This window comes from Amycolatopsis methanolica 239 (genome assembly GCF_000739085.1).
Lineage (GTDB): Bacteria > Actinomycetota > Actinomycetes > Mycobacteriales > Pseudonocardiaceae > Amycolatopsis_E > Amycolatopsis_E methanolica.
On the sequence record NZ_CP009110.1, the window covers coordinates 1,122,303 to 1,144,909 of the forward strand.

Below are 22,607 nucleotides of genomic sequence, written 5' to 3' on the forward strand. Positions count from 1 at the left end.
AACCTCCTTCTTCTCCTCCTCCTGCCGGCGTCTTCGTGGCGCTCGCCTGCGGCGGAGGCGGCGGCTCGTCGGCCACCAACGCCGCGGGCGACACCGCGATCAAGGTCGGCGTGATCTCGATCGTCGACGTCGCGCCCATCTACCTCGGCGTCAGCAAGGGCTTCTTCAAGGAGCAGCACCTCGACGTGAGCCTGGAGACCGCCCAGGGCGGCGCGGCGATCGTGCCCGGTGTGATGAGCGGGCAGTTCCAGTTCGGCTTCAGCAACACGATCTCGCTGTTGCTGGCCCAGTCGCAGGGCCTGCCGGTGAAGGTCGTCAGCTCCGGCAACGCCTCCACCGGCGAGCTGGGCAAGGACTTCGGCGCCGTCGTGGTGAAGGCCGACAGCCCGATCCGGACGACGGCCGACCTGGCGGGCAAGAAGGTCGCGGTCAACACCCTGAAGAACATCAACACCACCGCCACCATCAACGAGGTCGTGCGCCAGGCCGGTGGTGACCCGTCGAAGATCCAGTACGTCGAGCTGGCGTTCCCGGACATCGCCGCGGCCGTGGCCAAGGGCGACGTGGACGCCGGGCAGGTGGTCGAGCCGTTCCTCTGACCATCGCGACCCAGCAGGGCGACCGGCAGGCGGTGTCCAACTACGCGGGCACCGACCCCGGCCTGGAGGTCGGCATGTACTTCAGCTCCAAGCAGTACATCGAGAAGAACCGGCAGGTGGTCCAGCAGTTCACCGCGGCGATGCAGAAGTCCCTGACCTACGCCCAGGAACACCCGGACGAGGCGCGGGCGATCCTGAACAGCTAGACCAAGATCGACCCGAACGTGCAGAGCGCGATGGTCCTGCCGAAGTGGCCCGCGACCATCGACACGGCCGCCGTGCGGAAGCTCGCCACCCTCGCGCAGCAGGACGGCTTGCTGACCAAGGCGCCCGACGTCGAGGCGCTGCTCCCGCGACGACGGGCCTGGCCTGCCGCGGCGGGCCTTCGCTCCGCGGCCGGGACGCGCCCTGCTCGGCGCCACCGGGCTCCTGATCCTGGTGGCGCTGCTGGAAATCCTGCCGCGGTCGGGAATCGTCGACGCACGTTTCCTCGCCCCGGCAAGCGAAATCGCCCGGGCGCTCGGCGGTGAACTCGCGCACGGAGCGTTCTGGACATCGCTGGACCAGACCCTGCTCGGCTGGGCGGAAGGTCTCGCCATCGCGATGGCGGCCGGGATCGTCGTCGGCAGCGTCCCGGTCCTGCGCTCGCTGACCGCCTCCACCATCGAGTTCCTCCGGCCCATCCCGTCGGTGGCGCTCATCCCGCTGGTGATGCTGATCTACGGCAGCGAGCCGGAGTCCGCGCTCGTGCTGGTCGTGTACGCGTCGTTCTGGCAGGTGCTCGTCCAGGTGCTCTACGGGGTCGCCGACGTCGACTCAGTCGTGCGCGACACCGCGCGCTCGTACCGGTTCTCCCGCTGGGCGATCGTCCGCACCGTCATCTGGCCGACCGCGTTGCCTTACGTGGTAACGGGTTTCCGGCTGGCCGCGGCGGTCGCGCTGATCCTGGAGATCACCGCCGAGCTGATCATCGGCGTGCCCGCTGGCCGATGTCAAACCCGACGACACGGTGGCCCATGAGGAGATCTTCGGGCCGGTGCTGTCGGTCATACCGTTAGAGGACGACGAGGACGCGGTGCGGATCGCGAACAACTCCCGGTACGGGCTCTCCAGCGCGGTCTGGTCGGCCGACGAGGACCGCGCGCTGGACGTGGCCCGGAGGCTGCGGACCGGGCAGGTAGACGTCAACGGCGGCCGGTCAACCCGATGGCGCCCTTCGGCGGCTACAAGCAGTCCGGCACCGGGCGCGAACTGGGTGCCTACGGGCTCGAGGAATTCCTGCAGACCAAGGCGATCCAGCGCTGAGTGTGGCCCGAGTACGGAGGTACGAACAGATGGTGAATGCATTGGTCGCGCAGGGCGCGGGCACCGACCTCGCGGTCGAGGACGTCGAGCTACCCGGTCCCGGTCCCGATGAGGTGCGGGTCCGGGTGCGCGCCGCGGGAGTCTGACACTGCCGATCTCTTGATGATCAACGGCACGGTGTCACCCGAGTTCCCGCTCCTGCTCGGGCACGAGGCGGCCGGGGTGGTCAGCGCCGCCGGCACCCGGGTGACGCGGGTGCGGGCCGGGGACCCGGTGGTGCTCAACTTGTCGCCGGCCTGCTGGCGCTGCTGGTTCTGCGAACGTGGGGAGCTTTGTGCTCGGCGGTGGAGGGGATCGCGTCGCGCCCGCGGGGCACCCTGGCCGATGGCACACCCGAGCACGCGACGCTCGGGGTCGGCGCGCTGGCCGAGGAGGTCGTGGTGCCCAACAGGCGGTGGTCCTGGTGCCCCGGAGCTGCCGCTGGAGGAGGCCCGCTGATCGGGTGCGCCGCACGCACCGGCGCGGTGCGCAACACCGCCGGGGTGCGCCCGGTGAGTGGGTCGTGGCGATCGGGCTCGGCGGGGTCGGCCTCTCCGTGGTCGCCGGAGCACGGCTGATCATCGCGGTCGACGTGTCCGCGGAGAAGGCGATGCTGGCCAGGGCGGCGGTGCCACCGACTTCCTGCCGGCGGGTGCCGGTCTCGCGCGGTATCCGGGCGCTGACCGGCGGGCGGGGCGCCGACTACGCCTTCGAATGCTTGGGGCGGGCCGACCCGATCCGGTCGGCCTGGCAGAGCGCCCGCCGGGGCCGGCGGTGCGTGGTGGCCGGGATGGGGGCGAAGGACGATCCGGTGGAGTTCTCCGCGCTGGAGCTCTTCCACTTCGCGCGGACGCTGACCTCCTCGGTGTACGGGGCCCGCCGATCCCGACCGGGACGTACGCCCCGGCTGGTGGACGCGGTGTTGCGCGGGGAGCTGGATCTCGCCGCCCCGGTGACCCACCGGATCGCGCTGGCGGACGTGCCCGCCGCCTTCGACCGGATGCGGCGCGGGGTGGGCGCCCGCTCCCTCGTGCTCTTCGACCGATCCTGTCTGGCCCCGCGAACCCGTACGTGCGAGGGTCATTGGCGGAGTGCACAACTTGACCAAGCGAAGATAGCAACATGCCTAATGACGGTCACCTGGCGGCTGCTTAGAGTTCATGGTCAAGCGTGACCCACGCCACGTCAGGAACCGAGGTAGAGATGCGGATTGGGATCGATGTCGGTGGCACTAACACCGACGCGGTGCTGCTGGACGGCGAGGTCGTGCTCGCCGACGTGAAGACCGCGACCAGTGCCGATGTCACCACTGGCATCGTCAACGCGCTGGAGGCACTGCGCCGGCAGCGCCCGTTCGACCCCGCCGGGGTCCACGCGGTCATGCTCGGCACCACGCACTTCATCAACGCCATCGTCGAAGCGGATCGACTGGCGCCCACCGCGGCGATCCGGCTCGGCCTGCCCACCACCGCGGCGCTCCCGCCGCTGGTGGAATGGCCGGAACGGCTGGTGCGGGCCATCGGCGGCCAGGCCTACCTGTGTCACGGCGGCCACGAGTTCGACGGCCGGATCATCTCCCCGCTCAAGCGTTCGGAACTGGTGCGGATCGCCGAGGAGCTCGGCGAGGCCGGCATCCGGTCCATCGCGCTGTCCTCTGTGTTCAGCCCGGTCAACGCGGAGATGGAGCAGGAAGCCGCGTCGATCCTGCTCGACCAGCTGCCCGACGTGCACATCAGCCTCTCCCACGAGGTCGGCCGGGTCGGCCTGCTGGAGCGGGAGAACGCCACCATCATCAACGCGTGCCTGCGCGAGCTGGCGGAGCAGATCTGCACCGGTCTCGCGCAGACCCTGGCCGACGCCGGGTTCAACGCGCCGCTGTATCTCAGCCAGAACGACGGCACCCTCATGGAGGTCGGCTACGCGCGCGAGTATCCCGTCGCGACCTTCGCCTCGGGGCCGACCAACTCGATGCGCGGCGCGGCGTTCCTGTCCGGCCTCGGCCACTGCGTCGTGGTCGATGTCGGCGGCACGACCAGCGACGTCGGCATCCTGGAGAGCGGGTTCCCCCGGGAGGCGACCGCCGAGGTCAGTGTCGGGGGAGTGCGCACGAACTTCCGGATGCCCGACGTGCTCTCCATCGGGATCGGCGGGGGCAGCCGGGTGCGCACCGACGGCGACCTGCCCACGGTCGGGCCGGACAGCGTCGGGTACCGGTTGCGCGAGCAGGCGCGCGTGTTCGGCGGGCCCACGCTCACCGCGACCGACATCGCGGTGGCGGCCGGCATGGCGGACATCGGCGACCGCGCCCGTGTCCGCGACCTCGCCCCCGGCATGGTCCGGGCCGCGGTGGAGACGATGACCGCCCAGGTCGCGTCCGCCGTCGACCAGATGCGGACCAGCCCGGAGCCGTTGCCGGTGGTCCTGGTGGGTGGCGGCAGCATCCTGCTCACCGACGACTTCCCCGGCGCGACCAAGGTGCACCGGCCCGACCACTACGCCAACGCCAACGCCATCGGTGCCGCGATCGCCCAGATCGGCGGCGAAGTGGACCGGATCTTCGGGGTGGAGCCGGGTAAGCGGGACTCGGTACTCGACCAGGCCAAGGAGGAGGCCACCGCGCGGGCGGTCGCCGCCGGTGCCGAGCCGTCGAGTGTAGAGATCGTGGACGTCGACGAGGTCCCGGTCGCCTACCTGCCCGGCAACGCGACCCGCATCCGGGTGCGCGCGGTGGGCGATCTCGTGCTCACCAGCGACCGGTGACCCGCAGCCCCGTGACCCGCCTGCTCGCGTACCCGGAAGGACGCCCCTGATGGCCTTCGAACTGACGATCGACCACCTGCCGGACCTGTCGCTGGGCGCCGCGCTGCTCGGCACCGGCGGCGGCGGTGATCCGCATGCCGGCAGGTTGCTTGCCGCGCAGGCGATCCGGACCAACGGCAACATCACCGTGCTGGACCTCGACGACCTCGCCGACGACGACTTCGTGGTACCGACCGCGATGATCGGCGCGCCCAGCGTGCTGGTCGAGCGGATCCCGGCCGGTAACGAACCGGTGGACGCCCTGCGCGCGCTGGAGCGGCTGCTCGGCCGCACGGCGACCGCCACGATGCCGATCGAGTCGGGCGGGATCAACTCGATGATCCCGCTGTTCGTCGCGGGCACCGTGGGCCTGCCGGTGGTGGACGGCGACGGGATGGGGCGCGCCTTTCCCGAGCTGCAGATGGAGACCTTCGGCATCTACGGCTGCCCGGGGTCGCCGCTGGCCATCGCGGACGAGCGCGGGTACAGCGGGATCGTGGACACCGGGCAGGACAACAAGAAGATGGAGAAGTACGCCCGCGCGCTGGCCACCTCGATGGGCGGGGTCGGCTACGTCGCCGAGTATCCGATGAGCGGGGCGGACGTGAAGCGCACGGCGATCCCGCGCACGCTGTCGCTGGCCCTGCGCCTCGGGCGGACCCTGCGCGAGGCCCGCGAGCAGCACCGCGATCCGGTGGAGGCGCTGAGCGAAACGCTCTCGGAGACCCTCTACGAGAGCAGCGGGGTGGTCTTCGAAGGCAAGGTGATCGACGTACTGCGGAAGACCGACGGTGGATTCACCAAGGGTTCGGCGAAGCTGGTGTCCTTCGACGGCGGGTCCACCTGCCAGATCGACTTCCAGAACGAGTTCCTGCTCGCCCGCGTCGACGACCGGCCGGCCATCGTGGTCCCGGACCTGATCACCGTGCTGCACGCGGAAACCGGTGAGCCGATCACCGCCGAGCGGCTCCGCTACGGGCACCGGGTCCGGGTGTTCGCCATCGGCACGCCGGAGATCATGCGCACCCCGGAGGCGCTGGACACCTTCGGCCCCCGCGCGTTCGGCATCGACCTCGATTTCGTTCCGTTCGAACAACTCGCCGCCTCGAAGATCGGGAGTTCGGTATGACCGTGACCGAATCCGTGCTGCGCGCGGAATCCGTATCCGACGCCCTCGCCCGGCTCGCCGAGCTGGGCGAGCACGGCAGGCCGCTGGCCGGGGGAACCTGGGTGCTACGGGCGGGACTGCGCGGCGAAGACGATCCGTACCGCTACGTCGCGATCGGCGGCATCCCCGAGTTGGCCGAAGTGTCCTATGGGGACGGTGAACTGGGCGTCGGTGCGCTGGTCACGCACACCCGGCTGGCCGAACTGGTCGCCGGGCCGCCGGCCGCCGCACTGGTCGAGGCGGCCCGCGGCTCCGCGTTCCCCCAGGTGCGCAACGTGGCGACGATCGGCGGGAACCTCGCCGCGATCGGGTTCGCCGAGGCCGACCTGGTGCCCGCGCTGCTCGCCGGGGAGGCCGAGGTCGAGCTGGCCGGCCCGGCCGGCAGGCGGCGGATACCGGTGGTGGACTTCCTGGCGTGGCGGGAGAAGTCGGCGGGCGAGCTGATCACCACGGTGTTCCTGCCGACTCCCGCCGGCCGCCGGTCCGGGTTCGCCCGGTTGACCGTGCGCGGCTCGGGGGAGTACCCGATCGCCAACGCCGCGGTGTCGGTCGACCTCGACGCCGAGGGCGCCGTGCGCGCGGCCCGGATCGCGGTGGGCAGTGTCGAACCGGTCGCGAAACTCTGCCCGGTCGCTTCGGAATCCTTGGTGGGACACGGGTTCTCCGATCTCGAGGCGATCGAGGAGGCGGGCCGGATCGCGGCCAGGGAGTGCTCGGCGCGCGACGGTCTGGACGCGCCGGGCTGGTATCGGGCAGAGGTGCTTCCCACGTTGGTGCGCAGGGCGGCCGCACACGCCACCGGTCAGGAGGACAGCGAATGAAATGCTCGTTCACGCTCAACGGCAGGGCGGTCGAGGCCGAGATCGACGGCCTGACCCCGTTGCTCCGGCTGGTCCGTGACCACGCCGGTACCGGCACCAAGCTCGGCTGCGGGGAAGGCCGCTGCGGTGCGTGCACCGTGCTGGTGGACGGCGAGCCCGTGGCGTCCTGCCTGTACCCGGCGGCGAACGTCGAGGGCAGGCAGGTGCGGTCGATCGAGTCGATCGCGGCGCCGGACGCGCCGCTCTCGCCGGTCCAGGACGCGCTGCTCGACGGCGGGGCGGTCCAATGTGGAGCGTGCATCCCTGGCGTGGTGATGACGCTGACCGCGTTGCTGGAGAAGGAAAACCGGCCCTCGGAGGAGCGGGTGCGCACCGAACTGGTGGGCAACATCTGCCGGTGCACCGGCTACCACAAGATCGTGGAGTCGGCGCTGGCCGTGACCACCGCGAGCGAGGAGCCGGTATGACCGGGGTGATCGGGCAGAACCACCGCCGGGCGGACGGCGAGGCGAAGGTCCGCGGTACCGCGATCTACGGCATGGACTACACCGAGCGGGCGGCCCTGCACGCCAAGGTGCTGCGGGCCGAGGTACCGGCCGCGCGCGTCGTCCGGCTGGACACGAGCAAGGCGCAGGCCATGCCCGGGGTGTGGGCGGTGGCCACCGCGGCCGACGCGCCCGGCCTGTCCGGGATGATGGCGCTGAAGGACCAGCGGGTGTTCGCGGACGGGGTCATCCGCTACATCGGGGAGCCGATCGCGGCGGTGGCGGCGGAGACGCCGAGGCAGGCGCGGGCCGCACTGGCCGCCATCGAGCTGGAACTCGAGCCGCTGGAGCCGGTGTTCGACCTGGACGAGGCGCTGCGGCCGGAAACCCGGTTGGTCCATCCGGACTGGGAGAGCTACCAGACGATGGTGCCGGCGCCGCGGGAGGGCAACCTCGCCTGGCAGGCCAGCACCGAGCGCGGGGACGTGGACGCGGTGTTCGCCACCGCCGCGATCGTGGTGGAGGACGAGTTCCGCTCCCCGCGCCAGCACCAGTGCTCGATCGAACCGCACGCCGCGGTGGCCCGGTACGAGCAGGGCCGCTACATCGTGCACACCCCGACCCAGTTCCCGTTCCTGGTCCGGGGCCGGGTCGCCGAGCTGCTGGGCGTGCGCCCGTCCGAGATCCGGATCGTGGTGCCTACCATCGGCGGCGGATTCGGCGGCAAGCTCGACTCGATGCTCGAACCGCTGGCCTGCGTGCTGGCCCGTAAGGCAGGCCGCCCGGTGCGGATCGTCAACACCAGGGCCGAGGAGATGGCCACCGCCGCGCCGAGGGAGAACGCCGTCGTGCGGCTGCGGACCGCGGTGTCCGAGGACGGCGAGATCCTCGCGCAGGAGGCGGAGGTGCTCTCCGACAACGGCGCCAACTCCAGCGGGGAGACGGTCGCCTGCGCCAACATCCCGCCGCTGGTGCTCGGCGGCACCTACCGGATCCCGAACGCGCGCTACGTCAGCAAGGTAATCTACACCAACACCCCGCCGACCGCGGCGTTCCGGGGCGTGAACGGGCCGTACTGCGTGTTCGCCCAGGAGATGCACCTCGACCACATCGCCCGCGAGCTCGGGATGGACCGGCGGGAGATCCGGCGGCGCAACGTTCTCAAGGCGGGCGAGGCCATGGTCAACGGCCAGGTGCTCGACGACGCCGTGCTCACCGACGCGCTGGACACGGTGGAGCGGATGTCCGGCGAGGCAACGCCTTCGGGCAACCCCAAGGCGTTGCGGGGCACCGCGGTCGTCCCGCTGACCTGGATCACCAACCCCGGCCCGTCCGGCGCGAACGTGAAGCTGGACGAGGACGGCTCGATCGTGGTCACCGCGGCCGCCGCGGAGATCGGCACCGGCGCGGTGGCCACCGGGATCCGGCAGCTCGTCGCCGCCGAGTTCGGCGTGCCGTTCGAGCGGGTGGTGGTCACCCCGCCGGACACCGACGCTGCCGGGTACGACCACGGCGCCCAGGGCAGCCGCACGACGGTCGGCATGGGCAACGCCGCGCTCGACGCGTCGGCCAAGGTGCGCGACCAGATCCTGGACGTGGCCGCCGGCCTGCTCGAAGCCGACGTGGCCGACCTCGAACTCGCCGACGGCGCGGTCGGCATCAGCGGGGTGCCGGACCGCAAGGTCACGCTCGCCGAGGTGGCCGGTGCGGCGCTGTTCACCACCGGGCCGATCGCGGCGGCCGGTTCGTTCGCGGCGCCACCTATCCCGTTCGACGCCGGCTGCATGGTCGGCGCCCTGTTCACCAACTTCTTCGCCGCGACCTACCACGCGCACTTCGCCGAGGTGGAGGTCGACCCGGACACCGGTAAGGTCACCGTGCTCCGGTACGCGGTGGCCCAGGACGTGGGCAAGGCGATCAACCCGCAGATGATCGAGGGACAGATCCACGGCGGCGTGGTGCAGGGCCTCGGGTTCGCGCTGTACGAGAACCTGCGGCTGGACGGCGGCCTGGTCCTGGATCAGGGACTGGAGTCCTACCGGCTGCCGACCGCGCTGGACGCGCCGCCGATCGACATCCAGCTCCTGGAGAACCCGTACCCGCACGGCCCGCTCGGGGCCAAGGGCGTGGCCGAACCTCCGCTGGTGCCGGTGGCCGCGGTAATCGGGTGCGCGGTGGCCGACGCGATCGGCGTGCCGGTGCGGTCCCTGCCGCTGAGTCCCTTCGACGTACTGGCCGCGCTCCGCGACAAGCGGCGCGACGAGGTCTGAGAGTTCCGAGAGTTCCTGCCCAGGACCGCGACACGGCGGACGAGGTGGTGATGGTGCGGTGACGGTAACGCTCTCCGTGGCCGACGTGCGGGACACGCACGCGGATTTCGGCGGCTACCAGACGACCCTGGCCGGCCTGCTGGAAAGACTCGGGGCCGGTACGGCCGAGGTCCTCTGCGCACCGGGTGGCCTCGCCGTCCCGGTGCGCGCCCCGGTCATCTGGGACAGCGAAAGCCCGTCCGAGCTCGAGCCGGGCGATCTCATCCTCGCGGTGGGCGTGTCGCTGGACTCGCCCGCGTTCGGCGCGTTGCTGTCCCCCGCCGCGGCCGCCGGTGCGGCCGGGATCGCGGTGAAGGGGCTCTGCGACGCGGCGGAGGTCGAGGACATCGCCCGGCGTACCGGGGTCGCAGTGCTCAGCGTGCCGCGCGGGCTGCCGTGGGCTGAGTTGCACATGCAGGTGCGTTCGGTGCTGGACACCGATCCGGCACTGGCCGGCGAAGCACCCGGGGACGTGTGCCGCGACCTGTTCGATCTCGCCGATGCCGCCGCGCGGATCCTGGGCGGCACGGTCGAGATCGCGGACAGCGCGATGCGGCTGCTGGCCTTCGCGAACTCCGACGGCGCGGTGGACGAGCTGCACCGGGCGTGGATCTTCGAACGGCGGGCGCCCGCGGAGTTCCTCTCGTGGTTGCGGCGGGCCGGGGTGTTCGGGCGGTTGCGCGAATCCGTTCGCCCGATCCTGGTGTCCCGGCCGGGCAGTCGGCGCCGGCTCGCGATCGAGATCCGGGCCGGCATCGAGATCCTGGGCTACCTGTGGCTGATCGAGGGTGCCCAGGGACTGCCGCCCTCGATTGGCGAGCGGCTCGCCGAGATCGCCCGGACGACCGGTGCCGCGCTGGTTCAGCGGCGGGCGGAGACCGATCCGGCGCGACACCTCCGGGCCCGCTGCCTCCAGGGCGTGCTCGAGGGCAGGGTCCCGGCACGTACGGCCGCCGACGAGCTGGGCATCGGCCCGGGGAAGTGCCGGTTGGTGGCCTTCGGCGCGGCCGGCCGGCGGGTACCGGACCGGGTCGCGGTGAAGTACGCGCACGACCTGATCACCCTGCGGGTGGAGTCCGGCTGCCCGGGCGCGACCGTGCTGCCGTTCTTGGACCGGTGCTACGTGTTCGTGGCCGACGCCGAGTCCGGGCTGGACAGGATCCAGCCGCTCGCCGAGGAACTGGTGTCGCTGGTGGACAAGCAGCTCGGCCTGGCCATGGTGGCCGCGATCGGTGGTGTGGTGACCGAGTGCGACGAGCTGCCGGCGGCCCGGCGCGAGGTGGATCGCGCGCTGCGGCTGCTCGGGACGCGTCGCGGGCAGCCGGTGGCGCTCGCGGAGGAACTACGTTCGCACGCGGTGCTCGACGAACTATCCGAACTCGCCCGGGACCGACCGCACCTGCTGCGCGGCCGGATCGACGTGCTGCTCGAACTCGAAGCGGCGGGCAAGACCGAGTACTTGCCGACCCTGCGCGCCTACTTCGACGCGGCGTGCGACCTGACCCAGGCGGCGAAAGCGCTTTTCGTGCACCGCAACACGCTGCGCTACCGGCTGCGGCGGATCTCCGAGCTGTGCGGCCTCGATCTGGCGGATCCGGTGGACCGTTTGGTCGCCGAATTGCAGCTCAGGCTGCGGTGCGCGGAGTAGTCACCGGTGGATTCGGCCTGAGGTACCGGAAAGCGCGTGGCCGGAGCCCCGCCACGTCTCGGCGATCATTTCGGCGGCGATCGGGATCGCAGCTTCGCCAGCCGCGCTTCGGGCACGCCGCATCGCGACAGTCAACCGAACCGGGGCAGCACCGTCTTCGCGGCCAGCCGGAGTTCGTCGGTCGCGGTCTCCGGGGTGACCGGGGCCAGTACCACGCTAGTCGCGCCGGCGGCCAGCAGGGCACGCACCCGCTGGGTCACCTCGTCCGGGTTGCCGGCGACCGCGAGCTCGTCCACCCACTCGTCGGGCATCTCCCTGGTCAGCCGGTCGGTGCCGCCGTCGGAGAGCAGTTCCGCCAGCCGGTCGTTGTAGCCGAAGGCGCCGGAGAGCGGGTTGTGCGGACCGAGCGCGGCGAGGTACAACGCCACCGACGCGCGGGCGGCGTTCTTCGCGGTCTGGCTGTCCTCGTGCACGCTGAACAGGGCGAACGTGGGCACCTCGTGCTGCTGCGTGCTGCCTTCGGGGATCCCTTCGCGGATGTGCGCGACGGCGGACTCGAGGTACTTGGTGCCCGCCAGCACGCTCATCACCGTGCCGTCGGCGATGCGGCCGGACAGCTTCAGCGACTTCGGCCCGACCACGCCGGTCAGGATCGGCACCGGTTGCGTGGCGGGGTGGCTCAGCGCAACCGACCGGAAGGTGAACCGCTTTCCTTCCACGTCAAGGGTTTCCCCGGCGAGGAGCCGGCGCACCCCGGTCACGCACTCGTCGAGCGTGGCCAGCGGCGACTTCGGGGTCAGCCCCATCTGGTTGGTCCAGAACGGCACGCCGTGCCCGATCCCGGCGCGGAACCGGCCGGGATGGGTGCGGGCGAGGTTGGCGATCTCCATCGCGGTGACCGCGGGATGCCGAGCCACGGATGCGATCACCCCGAGGTTGACGGTGATCCGCTCGGTGGCGTTCAGCGCGGCGGCGGCCGCGGTGAACCCGCCGTAGCAGAAGTAGTCCTCGGCGACCCACACGTCACCGAAACCGAGCTCCTCGGTCAGCGCGGCGGTCGGGCCCACCTGCTCCGGCGGCGTGGTGGTTGAGACGAGGACGGCGAGTGGGTTGCCGCTCATGGTTTCTCCTCGGGAATGGCAGTGGACTGCTCGGACGTGCTCAACGGAGGGCGGGGCGGCGCAGGATGGCGGCGATCGCGGCCAGAGCCAGCAGCCCCAGTACCGCCGGCGCGAGCCGCTTGAGCACCGGGAAACCCGCGACACCGAAGACGTCGATCGCGTCGTTGCCCGCGACGGAGGGGCCCGCCGCCGGTCCCGCGGCCGGCCGGGAGTCACCCGTGCTCGCCGCCGGAGCCGGGGCCGGGCCGGCGGTGGCGCCGCTCAGCTGGCCGGAGAGCCGGGTGGCGAACTCGTCCAGCAGCTTGTTGCTGACCTCCTGCAGCACCCCGCGGCCGAACTGCGCGGGCCTCCCGGTGATGGTGAAGTCGGTGATCACGTGCACGGCGGTCTGGCTGCCCTGCTCGGCCAGCGTCGCGGTGACGGTCGCCTTCGCGGTCCCGGCGCCCTTCTTCTCCTTGCCCGCCGCGGAGATCACCACGCGGTGGGCGTCGGCGTCCTTCTCGGTGAACGTGGCGTTGCCGGCGTAGGTCAGCGCCATCGGCCCGAGCTTGACCTTCACCGTGCCGGTGAACTCCTCGCCGTGCACCTCGCCGAGGGTGGCGCCCGGCATGCACGGCGCGACCCGCTCCACGTCGAGCAGCGCCTGCCACGCCTGCTCGACCGGGACGGGAACGACGAAGTTGTGTTCGAGCCGCATCAGGTTTCTCTCCTCGTGGTGACTTCGTCAGCCGCCGATGACCGACATCGAACGGTGGGGCTGGACGAATCCGGGGTCGTTGATGCCGTGCCCGGCGCGTTTCGCGGCGACGCAGTCGCGCAGCACCGTGGCCAGGTCGGCGTCGGAACCACCGGCACGCAGCGGTTCGCGGAGGTCGCTCTCCTCCCGGGCGAACAGGCAGTTGCGCAGGTAGCCGTCCGCGGTGAGGCGCAGCCGGTCGCAGGTGCCGCAGAACGGCTTCGTGACGCTGGCGATCACGCCCACCGTCGCCGGCCCGCCGTCGACGTGGAAGGTTTCGGCCGGTGCGCTGCCACGGCGGGGGACCGGGGTCAGGGTCCACCGCCGCGCCAGCCGGTCGAGGATCTCCCGCCCGTCGACCATGTTCTCGCGGCGCCAGCCGTGCTGCGCGTCCAGCGGCATCTGCTCGATGAAGCGCAGCTGGTACCCCTTGGCCAGGCAGAACTCCAGCAGGTCCTCGGCCTCGTCGTCGTTGATCCCGCGCATGAGCACCGCGTTCACCTTGACCGGGGTGAGCCCGGCCCGCTGGGCCGCCGCCATCCCGGCGAGCACCTCGTCCAGCCGGGCGCGGCGGGTGAGTTCGGCGAACCGGTCACGGCGCAGCGTGTCGAGCGAGATGTTCACCCTGTGCAGACCGGCCGCGTGCAGTGCTTGCGCCATCCGAGCGAGCCCGACTCCGTTCGTGGTCAAGCTCAGCATGACTTCCGGGTGCGTTGTGGACACCCGGCGCACGATGTCCACGAGACCGCGGCGCAGCAGGGGTTCCCCACCGGTGAACCGGATGTCGGTGATGCCCTCCGCCACCGCGACCCCGAGCACGCGAGCGAGTTCGTCGTCGGTGAGCAGCTCCGGCTTCGGCAGCCAGGACATCCCTTCCGCCGGCATGCAGTACGTGCAGCGCAGGTTGCAGCGGTCGGTCAGCGAGACGCGCAGGCTGGTGTGCCGGCGGCCGAAGGTGTCAACCAGCACGCGCGCTCCTGTCCGCCCCGATCGTTCCGGCCCGCCCCCGGATGGGTGAGCCGCTGACCGGTCCAGTCTCGGTTACCGGAAGCCCACTTCGTAATGACCGATCCGGAAAAGATCAAGGGCGAGCTTGGTGCGATCGGTCAATTGACCCAGCACTAGGCCGGATGGAGTCTTTCCCTGAGCCATGCGGCGATCCGCTCGACTGCCGCCACCCGCCACGAACCTGGAAGGTGTCCCTTGGTTGTGCAGAGCAAACCGCCTGGCGTCATCGGCGCCAAGGTGCAACGGAAGGAAGACCCGCGGCTGATCACCGGGCGGGGTCAGTTCCTGGACGACGTCGCCCTGCCCGGCATGCTCGAAGCGGCGGTGCTGCGCAGCCCGTTCGCGCACGCCCGCATCACGCACATCGACGTGAGCGAGGCCCGCGCGCTGCCGGGTGTGTTCGACGTGATCGTCGGTTCCGACGTGCTCGAAGCCACGAAGATGTCGCAGCCGGTGATCTGGCAGCTCGTCCCCGACCAGCTCATGCCCGAGGGCCGTGTGCTGGCCACCGACCGGGTCCGGTTCGTGGGCCAGCCGGTCGCCGCGGTCGTGGCGACCAACCGCTACGTCGCCGAGGACGCCCTCGAACTGATCGCGGTCGAGTACGAGGAGCTACCCGCCGTCGTCTCGCTGGAGGACGCGCTCGCCGAGGGCGCGCCGAAGCTGTACGACGAGTGGCCGGACAACGTCAGCTGCCGCACCACGATCCCGAAGGGGGACGTGGACAAGGCGTTCGCCGAGGCCGAGGTCGTGGTCACCAAGACCTTCCGGCACGGCCGCCAGATGGGCACCCCGCTGGAGACCCGAGGCTGCGTGGCCACCTGGGACCCGTTCACCGACCGGCTCGACATCTGGATGTCGAACCAGTCGCCGAACCTCGCCCGCGACCTGCTCGGCGACGTGCTGGGCATTCCGGGCGACAAGGTACGCGTGCGCGTGCCCGACGTCGGTGGCGGGTTCGGCAACAAGTTCGACTTCTACGCCGAAGAGGTCGTCGCCTCGATCCTGTCCAAGCGCACCGGGCGGCCGGTCAAGCTGATCGAGGACCGGCTGGAGAGCTTCGTGGCCAACGCGCACTCCCGCGAGCAGCGCCTCGACGTCGAGCTGGCGGCCACAAAGGACGGTAAGATCACCGGGCTGCGCTGCACGATCTACGGTGTGCTCGGCGGTCAGCTCGCCACCGTGGGCATCGGCCCGAACTGGCTGACCGCGGCGATGCTCGGCGGCCCGTACGACATCCCGAACATCGAGGCAAACGTCGTCGGCGTGGTCACCAACCGCTCGCCGTACGGCTCCTACCGCGGCTGGGGCCAGCCGAAGGCGAACCTGGTGCACGAGCGCATGCTCACCCTGCTCGCGCGGGAGCTGGACATGGACCCCAACGAGGTCCGGCGCAGGAACCTCATCCCGGAGAAGGCATTCCCGTACCAGAGCGCGGTGTTCGTCTACGACACCGGCCGGTACCACGACTGCCTGCGGGCGTGTACCGACGCGGTGGCCGAGCGCGGCTGGCACGAGCGCAAGGCGGCCGCCGCGAAGGAGGGCCGCAAGCTCGGCATCGGCTACTCGTTCCACGTGGAGATCACCGCGTTCGGCCCGAGCCGGATGTTCAACTCCGCCGGCCTGCAGCACTCCTCCTTCGACGAGGAGGTGGTGCGGATGGACTCCACCGGCAAGGTCACCGTCTACACCGGACAGACGGCGCTCGGCCAGGGCGTGCAGACGGCGCTCGCCCAGGTCGCCGCCGACTCGCTCGGTGTGCCGTTCGAGGACGTGAGCGTGGTGTACGGCGACACCGACAGCTGCCCCTACACGGGGTACGGCACCGGGGCCAGCCGGGCCGCGTCGGTGGGTGGCGCCGCGGTGCTCACCGCGTCGAAGCGGCTCAAGGAGAAGCTCGTGCGGATCGCGGCGCACATGCTCGAAGCCGCACCGGAGGACCTGGTCGTCGAAAACGGCACGATCAGCGTCGCCGGCGCACCGGGCCGCTCGGTCAGCACCGCCGAGATCGGCGACGCGGCCTACCGCAGGCTCGACGGCAAGCTCCCGCCCGGCGAGTCGCCTACGCTGGAGGAGCGCGAGGTCTTCGACCCGGAGAACGTCGCGTTCTCATACGGCTGCACCGCGATCCTGGCCGAAGTGGACCCGGAGACCGGGCACGTCCAGCTGCTGGACTACCTGATGGCGCACGACTGCGGCACCGTGATCAATCCGACCATTGTGGACGGTCAGATCCACGGCGGGGCGGCGCAGGCGATCGGCGGCGCGCTGTACGAGGAACTGATCTACGGCGAGGACGGGCAGATCCAGACCACCACGTTCATGGACTACCTGTTGCCCACCGCCGCCGAGATTCCGCCGTTCGAGGTGCTGCACATGGAGACCCCGTCCGACCACATCCCCGGCGGGTTCAAGGGCGTCGGAGAGGGCGGCACGATCGGCGGTGGCGCGGCGATCGCGGAGGCGATCGAGGACGCGCTGGACGGTCTCGACATCACCATCACCCAGCTGCCGGTGACCCCGCCGCGCCTGCTGGAGCTGATCGAGCGCGCGGGAGGTGCGGCGTGAAACCTGCTCCCTTCGACTACGTGCGGGCCGAGTCCGTCGAGCACGCGGTGCACGCACTGACCGGCGGCGACGGGGACGCGAAGGTACTGGCCGGTGGCCAGAGCCTGGTCCCGCTGCTGTCGATGCGGCTGGCCCGCCCGTCGGTCCTGGTCGACATCAACCAAGTGTCCGACTTGGACTATGTCCGGCTGGACGGGGACGTGCTGCGGATCGGCGCGCTGACCCGGCACCGCACGGTGGAGACCTCGCCCGAGGTGGCCCGGCACGTGCCGCTGCTGGTCGACGCGCTGCGGTATGTGGGGCACGTGACGATTCGCAACCGCGGCACGATCGGCGGCAGCGTCGCGCACTCCGACCCGGCCGCGGAGCTGCCCTCGGTGCTGGTCGCGCTGGACGGCCGGGTCGTGCTGGAAGGCCCGGACGGCAGGCGGGAGGTCGCCGCGGCGGACTTCTTCGAGGGTTACCTCACCACGGCCGCCGAGCCGGACGAGCTGCTGACCGAGATCATCGTGCCGGTCTCCCCGCGTGGTACCGGCGTGTGTGTCCAGGAGCAGGCGCGGCGCCACGGCGACTTCGCGCTGGTGGCCGTGTTCAGCGCGGTGTCGCTGGACGCGGCGGGCAAGGTCGCCGACGTGCGGCTGGGCATCGCCGGGACGAACGCGACCCCGCTGCGGCCCGAACGTGCCGAGTCCCTGCTCGTCGGTGAATCCCCGAGCGAGCAGGCGATCGCGGCCGCGGCCGCGGCAGCCGCGGCCGCGACCGGCTCGGTCGGGGACATCCATGCCACGGCGAAGTACCGCACCACCGTCGCCGAAGTACTCACCCGTCGCGCGCTGCAGGGCGCCGTCGCCAACACGAACGGACACCACTGATGGCCACCACAGTCCGGATCTCGGTCACCGTCAACGGCAGGACGTTCCAGGCGGACTGCGAACCGCGCAAGACGCTCGCGGACTTCCTGCGCCAGGACTGCGGCGGCACCGGTGTGCACCTCGGCTGCGAACACGGGGTGTGCGGCGCCTGCACCGTCCTGCTCAACGGCCGCACCGTCCGATCCTGCTGCCTGCTCGCGGTGCAGGCGGACGGCGCGGAGATCACCACCATCGAGGGCCTGGCCACCGGCGGCGAACTGCACCCGATGCAGCGGGCCTTCGCCAACAATCACGGCCTGCAGTGCGGATTCTGCACGCCGGGCATGATCCTGACCGCCTGCGAGCTGCTGGCGGACAACCCGGCGCCGAGCGACGAGGAGATCAGGGAGGGCATTTCCGGGAACCTGTGCCGGTGCACCGGATACCACGGCATCGTGAACTCAATCCGGGAGGTGGCCGATCAGCGCGCCGGAAAGTGATCCGGTGCCGGCCGGCGGACTTCCCTTCGCCTCGGTCGACGAGGTCGAGAAGGCACTGCGGGAGGCCGGTTACCTGCCCGACCGGGGGCTGGCGACCGGGATCCATCTGGCGCTGGGCATGCGGCGCCCGCTGCTGCTGGAAGGCGAGCCCGGCGTCGGCAAGACCGACGTCGCCAAGCGGCTCGCCGGAGTGCTCGGGCTGGATCTCATCCGCCTGCAGTGCTACGAGGGAATCGACGCGGCACAGGCGATCTACGACTGGGACTACAGCCGGCAGTTGCTGCACGCCCGCCTGACCGCCGAGACGGGCGGTCCCGGCCGGGTGGGCACCGCCGATCTCTACGGTCCCGAGTTCCTGCTCGAGCGGCCGCTGCTGCGGGCCGTGCGGACGGGCGGAGGATGCCTGCTGCTGATCGACGAACTCGACCGCGCCGACGACGAGTTCGAGGCGTTCCTGCTGGAGATCCTGTCGGAGCACGCGGTGACGATCCCGGAGATCGGCACCGTGTGCTCCGCCGAGCCGCCCGCCATCGTGATCACCTCCAACCGCACCCGGGAGCTGCACGACGCGCTCAAGCGCCGCTGCGTCTACCACTGGATCGAGTTCCCCACCGTGGAAAGGGAAACCGAGGTCGTCCGGATCCGGGTGCCCGAAGCGGACGACCGGCTCGCCCGGTCGATCGCCGAGACGGTGGCCCGGTTGCGTGAGCTCGACCTGGCGAAACGACCGGGGATCGCGGAGACCGTGGACTGGGCGCGCGCGTTGACCATGATCGGGGCGCGCGAACTGAACCCCGAGCTGGCCGACGCCACCGTGGGCGTGGTGATCAAGGGGCGGGAGGATCTCGGCACGGTCCGCCAGGCGCTGGGTGAGATCGTCGGTGGCTGAGCCGTCCGGTGTGCCGGAGCCCGCGCGGGACCTGGTCGGGTTCGTGGCCGAGCTGCGCCGGCACGGGGTCCACGTCGGACAGGGCAGGACGATCGAGTTCTGCCGGGCCGCCACCCTGGTCGAACCACGCGACCTCTACTGGTCTGGCCGGCTCACCCTGATCGGCCGGGCCGAGGACCTGCCGCGCTACGACAAGGCGTTCGTGACCTACTTCGCCCGGCTGCCCGAGCAGGCGGAGAGCCGGAACGAGCAGGAGGAGGCGTATCCCGGCGGGCCGAGCGATCTGGTGTCCGGGGAGGACGACAGTGCCGAGGAGGAGGGCCTCGCCAGCGAGGTGGAGTTGCTGGCCCACAAGGACTTCGCCGAGCTGTCCGAGGCCGAGCTCGCGAAGGTCGCCGCGCTCATCGAACGGTTGCGGTTGCGGGTCCCGCCGCGCCGGGTCCGCCGCTGGCGCCGCGCGCCGTCGGGGCCGATCGACCTGCGGCGCACGGTGCGCCGGGCACTCCGGCAGGGTGGCGAAGCCGTCGAGCTGCGGCGCCGGCGACGGGTGCGCAAGCCGCGCCGGCTGATCCTGCTGCTCGATGTGTCGCACTCGATGCGGGACTACGCCCGGTCGCTGCTCGTCTTCGCGCACTCGGCGCTGCGTGGCCGGCATCCGATGGAGGTGTTCTGTTTCGGCACCCGCCTGACCAGGCTCACCCGGGTGCTGTCCACCTCCTCCGTGGAGACCGCGCTGGCCGCAGCCGCCGATCGCGTGCTGGACTGGGACGGCGGCACCAGGATCGGCCCGTCGCTGAAGACGTTCCTCGACACCTTCGGGCGGGCCGGGCCGGCCAGGGGAGCGATCGTGGTGCTCTGCTCCGACGGCTTGGAGCAGGGCGACCCCGCGGTGCTCGGTACCCAGATGGAGCGGCTGTCGAAACTCGCGTACCGGATCATCTGGCTGAACCCGCTCAAGGGCGGGCTCGACTACCAGCCGCTGGCCCGCGGCATGCGGGCCGCGCTGCCGCACATCGATGTCTTCTCCAGCGGGCACAACTTCGCCTCGCTTGAGCACCTGGCCGAAGTTCTCTCCGAAGCCGGCGGTTCGCGGTCCGGGGACCGGCCCCGGCGGAACCTAGACTGAGCCTATGTGGCAGCTGGGCGCGGACGACGTCGACGACCTCGCGCGTGGTGCGGAGCTGCTGGGCGGCGGCGGTGGCGGCGAGGTGCGGGTGGCCACGCTGCTGGCCAAGCAGCTGTTGCGGCGCGAGCCGCTCACCGTGCTGTCCCCGGCGGAACTGCCCGGCGACGCACGCGCCGTCCCGATCGGACTGATCGGCTCGGTCACCGTCTTCGAGGAGCGGTTCACCGCCGGTACCGAGTTCGGCGCGGTCGTCGGCGCGCTCGAACGGCACACCGGCGAGGAGGTGTCCGCGGTGCTCGCGTTCGAAGCGGCGGGGGTCAACCTCCTGCTGCCGGTGGTGGCCGCCGCGCGGCTCGGGGTGCCGCTGCTGGACGCCGACGGGGAAGGCCGGGCGCTGCCGAACCTCGACCAGACGGTGTTCACCCTGGCGCGGCTGCCGGTGACCCCGATGGTGCTGGCCGACGCGCTGATCGGGACGGTGATCATCGACGCGCGCGAGGCCGCGCAGGCGGAGCGGCTCGCGCGGGCCGGGGCGGTCGCGATGGGCGGCTGGGCGCTGGTCGGGTTCGCCCCGCAGCGCGCCCGCGACCTGGACCGCTTCGCCATCCGGAACTCGATCTCCCTGGCCAAGGGCGTGGGAAAGTTGTTACGGCGGAAGAAGCTCGACGAGCTGCTGGACACCTACGGCGGGCGGATCCTGTTCCGGGGCACCATCGTGGAAACCGACCGGCGTTACGGCAACGGGTACGGCAGGGGAACCCTGGTGCTGCAGCATGCCGAGGACAGCGAGCGGTTCCTGCACGTGGAGTTCCAGAACGAGTACTACCTCGCGGTGGAGAACGGCGAGCTCCGCGCGTCCGTGCCGGACGTGATCTGCCTGCTCTCCTCGCCCGGCATGAACCCGTTGCGCACCGAGCACGTGCGCAACGGCCTGACCGTCACGGTGCTCGCCCTGCCGTGCGCCCCGGCCTGGCGTACCTCGGCCGGGCTCGGCCTCGCCGGGCCGCGCGCGTTCGGGTACGACGTCGACTACACCGTCCCGAACGGGGTCGCGTAATGGAACAGGAGCGGGGCGACCCACCCGTGCACGTCCGCAACCTGATCGCCGGGAAGTGCCTCGGCACCGCCGAACTGGTCGGCGGGGAGTCCGGATTGGACACCCCGGTGGAGTCGGTCACCGTGGTGTCCTCAGCCGACGCGTCGACCGGCTTGCCCATCGGCGCCCTGATGGTGGCCATGCTGATCGACGACTCGGCGGTCCAGGCGGAGGTCCTGCTGCGCCGGGCCGCGGCGGCGCGCGCGGCCGCGGTCGTGCTGGCGACCTCGCGCCGCCTGCTGCTGTCCACCAAGAAGCTCGCGGACCGGCTGGGCATCGCGCTGTTCACCGTGCGCGAGTCCGAGGCCGTCGGGGTCGCCTGGCGGGTGGAACAGGTCGTCCGGGAGCCGTCGCGGGCGTTCCTGCCGGTGCTGGCGCGGGTGATCACGCGGTTGCAAGTCCCGGCGCAGAGCGCCGCGGAGGTGGTCGAGGTGGTCAGCACGGAGCTGGGGTGTACGGTCGCGCTGGTCGGGCCGGACGGCAGCACGCTGGCCGGGAAGGCGCCACCGGACATCGACGTGGAGCTGTTCGCGATGCCGATCGCGCACACGGTGGTGGTGGACGACGGTTTCCGGCTCTACTCGCCGATCGTGGTGGAGACCCCGGTGCGCGCCGAATCGTGGCTGGTCGCGGCGACGCCGGCGTGGCACCGGTCGTGGGTGTCGGTGGCCCATCAGGTGTGCACGGTGGCCGGGCTCGCCGCCCGGTCCTGGGTGCTGCGGGGGCGCCTGCTCGCCGAGGCGGAGGCGCGCGACCACAGCGTCCTGCTCGCCGAGTTGCTGGAGGGTCAGCAGGTGCTCTCGCAGGGCACCGTGGAGCGCGCGCTCAAGGCCGGATGGCGGCTCGACGGCTGGCACACCGGTATCCATCTGCGCGAGGTGGAGTCGAGCACCGCGCGATGGCGGCCGACCGGGGAGGTCCGCGACCGGCTCCGGGCGCAGGGGATCGACGGGCCGGTCGTCGAACGCAGCGACGGCTGGGTCTGCTGGGTCACCGAAGAACGGGAACCGTCGTCGCAGTCCTATCGGGACATCACCGCCCGGCTGGCGCGCGCGGTGGAGGAGCTGACCGAGACCGTGCGGGTGGTGGCCGGGGTCGGCCGGCCGTGCGCCGGGGCGTCCGGCATCGCGCGGAGCCTCGGGGAGGCGCACGAAGCGGCGCTGTTCGCCGGTACCGGCCGGGACGCCAGCCCGGTGGAGCACATCGACCGGCTCGGCCTGCGGCGGCTGCTGTCCGGGTGGTACCACTCGGACGCGTTCCGGAGCTACGCGTACTCGCTGCTGCAGCCGTTGCTGGGGGACGACGACGGCGCGGAGCTGCTGGCGACGCTGGCGGTGTACCTGGACCGCGAATCGTCCGCGACGTCGACCGCCGCGGCGCTGGGGGTGCACCGCAACACGGTCAGCTACCGCATCGGCCGGGTGGAACGGCTGCTGTCGGTCAACCTGGCCAACGCCGATGACCGGCTGGTACTGCAACTCGCCTGCCGTGTCGTCGAACCGGACACCGGGGCGCACCGGTGATTTGTCTGCGCTTTTC

General features: G+C 71.4%; 21 protein-coding genes and 1 pseudogene. 19 read left to right on the plus strand and 3 right to left on the minus strand.

All coding sequences use genetic code 11. The features are described 5' to 3' along the window. The first annotated feature begins 35 nt into the window (after positions 1–35). The 12 genes and pseudogenes from AMETH_RS05525 (at position 36) to AMETH_RS41895 (ending at position 11,173) form a co-directional block, all read left to right on the plus strand. Positions 36–599 carry an ABC transporter substrate-binding protein gene (locus AMETH_RS05525; RefSeq protein WP_267283473.1) on the plus strand — a complete coding sequence of 188 codons (564 nt, stop codon included), beginning with the start codon at positions 36–38 and terminating at the stop codon, positions 597–599. A 32-nt stretch (positions 600–631) separates the two neighbouring features. Then, a complete protein-coding gene (locus tag AMETH_RS41330) occupies positions 632–805 on the plus strand; it encodes an ABC transporter substrate-binding protein (protein ID WP_267283474.1) in 174 nt (57 codons plus the stop codon). A gap of 397 nt (positions 806–1,202) precedes the next feature. After that, positions 1,203–1,619, plus strand: coding sequence for an ABC transporter permease (locus AMETH_RS39645; RefSeq protein WP_223843176.1), 417 nt, complete (start codon positions 1,203–1,205; stop codon positions 1,617–1,619). After that, a pseudogene (locus AMETH_RS36405) lies at positions 1,585–1,904 on the plus strand (aldehyde dehydrogenase family protein); the annotation flags it as partial. The gene AMETH_RS39645 and the pseudogene AMETH_RS36405, both read left to right, overlap by 35 nt. Positions 1,905–2,066: 162 nt before the next feature. Beyond that, on the plus strand, positions 2,067–2,402 hold the full coding sequence (locus AMETH_RS39650; RefSeq protein ID WP_223843063.1) for an alcohol dehydrogenase catalytic domain-containing protein: 336 nt from the start codon (positions 2,067–2,069) through the stop codon (positions 2,400–2,402). Between the two features lie 64 nt (positions 2,403–2,466). Beyond that, positions 2,467–3,117: a zinc-binding dehydrogenase gene (locus tag AMETH_RS39655; RefSeq protein WP_017987064.1), complete on the plus strand. Its 651-nt coding sequence runs from the start codon at positions 2,467–2,469 to the stop codon at positions 3,115–3,117. A gap of 29 nt (positions 3,118–3,146) precedes the next feature. Further along, positions 3,147–4,703, plus strand: a complete 1,557-nt coding sequence (locus tag AMETH_RS05540; protein WP_017987065.1) for a hydantoinase/oxoprolinase N-terminal domain-containing protein — start codon at positions 3,147–3,149, stop codon at positions 4,701–4,703. 49 nt (positions 4,704–4,752) lie between these two features. Continuing rightward, positions 4,753–5,871 (plus strand): DUF917 domain-containing protein, encoded by a 1,119-nt coding sequence (locus AMETH_RS05545; protein ID WP_017987066.1) that lies wholly within the window; start codon positions 4,753–4,755, stop codon positions 5,869–5,871. Continuing rightward, positions 5,868–6,731 carry an FAD binding domain-containing protein gene (locus tag AMETH_RS05550; protein ID WP_017987067.1) on the plus strand — a complete coding sequence of 288 codons (864 nt, stop codon included), beginning with the start codon at positions 5,868–5,870 and terminating at the stop codon, positions 6,729–6,731. The genes AMETH_RS05545 and AMETH_RS05550 overlap by 4 nt, the downstream gene beginning before the upstream one ends. Then, positions 6,728–7,198 carry a (2Fe-2S)-binding protein gene (locus tag AMETH_RS05555; protein ID WP_017987068.1) on the plus strand — a complete coding sequence of 157 codons (471 nt, stop codon included), beginning with the start codon at positions 6,728–6,730 and terminating at the stop codon, positions 7,196–7,198. The genes AMETH_RS05550 and AMETH_RS05555 overlap by 4 nt, the downstream gene beginning before the upstream one ends. Next, a complete protein-coding gene (locus AMETH_RS05560; protein WP_017987069.1) occupies positions 7,195–9,486 on the plus strand; it encodes a xanthine dehydrogenase family protein molybdopterin-binding subunit in 2,292 nt (763 codons plus the stop codon). Before AMETH_RS05555 ends, AMETH_RS05560 begins: the two co-directional genes overlap by 4 nt. 58 nt (positions 9,487–9,544) lie before the next feature. Further along, positions 9,545–11,173, plus strand: a complete 1,629-nt coding sequence (locus AMETH_RS41895; RefSeq protein WP_156131607.1) for a PucR family transcriptional regulator — start codon at positions 9,545–9,547, stop codon at positions 11,171–11,173. Positions 11,174–11,304: 131 nt separating this feature from the next. Here the strand turns inward: AMETH_RS41895 and AMETH_RS05570 are convergent, their stop codons facing one another. The 3 genes from AMETH_RS05570 to moaA are packed head-to-tail and all read right to left on the minus strand — an operon-like array spanning position 11,305 to position 13,999. After that, positions 11,305–12,294 (minus strand): LLM class flavin-dependent oxidoreductase, encoded by a 990-nt coding sequence (locus AMETH_RS05570; RefSeq protein WP_017987071.1) that lies wholly within the window; start codon positions 12,292–12,294, stop codon positions 11,305–11,307. Positions 12,295–12,334: 40 nt separating this feature from the next. Further along, on the minus strand, positions 12,335–12,991 hold the full coding sequence (locus tag AMETH_RS05575) for an SRPBCC family protein (RefSeq protein WP_017987072.1): 657 nt from the start codon (positions 12,989–12,991) through the stop codon (positions 12,335–12,337). Positions 12,992–13,018: 27 nt separating this feature from the next. Further along, complete coding sequence (gene moaA, locus AMETH_RS05580; RefSeq protein ID WP_017987073.1) at positions 13,019–13,999, minus strand: GTP 3',8-cyclase MoaA; 981 nt, start codon at positions 13,997–13,999, stop codon at positions 13,019–13,021. Between the two features lie 240 nt (positions 14,000–14,239). On the opposite strand from moaA, the gene AMETH_RS05585 reads away from it, so the two are divergent. The 7 genes from AMETH_RS05585 to AMETH_RS05615 are packed head-to-tail and all read left to right on the plus strand — an operon-like array spanning position 14,240 to position 22,591. Continuing rightward, entirely contained in the window at positions 14,240–16,606 is a 2,367-nt protein-coding gene (locus tag AMETH_RS05585; protein WP_017987074.1) for a xanthine dehydrogenase family protein molybdopterin-binding subunit, read from the plus strand. Further along, on the plus strand, positions 16,603–17,478 hold the full coding sequence (locus AMETH_RS05590; RefSeq protein ID WP_017987075.1) for an FAD binding domain-containing protein: 876 nt from the start codon (positions 16,603–16,605) through the stop codon (positions 17,476–17,478). The genes AMETH_RS05585 and AMETH_RS05590 overlap by 4 nt, the downstream gene beginning before the upstream one ends. Beyond that, on the plus strand, positions 17,478–17,957 hold the full coding sequence (locus tag AMETH_RS05595) for a (2Fe-2S)-binding protein (protein WP_017987076.1): 480 nt from the start codon (positions 17,478–17,480) through the stop codon (positions 17,955–17,957). The genes AMETH_RS05590 and AMETH_RS05595 overlap by 1 nt, the downstream gene beginning before the upstream one ends. Positions 17,958–17,961: 4 nt before the next feature. Continuing rightward, the gene (locus AMETH_RS05600; RefSeq protein ID WP_017987077.1) at positions 17,962–18,846 is read left to right on the plus strand and encodes an AAA family ATPase; all 885 of its coding nucleotides are present in this window, start codon (positions 17,962–17,964) and stop codon (positions 18,844–18,846) included. Beyond that, positions 18,839–19,972: a vWA domain-containing protein gene (locus AMETH_RS05605; protein WP_017987078.1), complete on the plus strand. Its 1,134-nt coding sequence runs from the start codon at positions 18,839–18,841 to the stop codon at positions 19,970–19,972. Before AMETH_RS05600 ends, AMETH_RS05605 begins: the two co-directional genes overlap by 8 nt. Positions 19,973–19,976: 4 nt before the next feature. Further along, a complete protein-coding gene (locus tag AMETH_RS05610) occupies positions 19,977–21,029 on the plus strand; it encodes a DUF917 domain-containing protein (protein WP_017987079.1) in 1,053 nt (350 codons plus the stop codon). Further along, entirely contained in the window at positions 21,029–22,591 is a 1,563-nt protein-coding gene (locus AMETH_RS05615; RefSeq protein ID WP_017987080.1) for a PucR family transcriptional regulator, read from the plus strand. The genes AMETH_RS05610 and AMETH_RS05615 overlap by 1 nt, the downstream gene beginning before the upstream one ends. Positions 22,592–22,607: the final 16 nt, after the last annotated feature.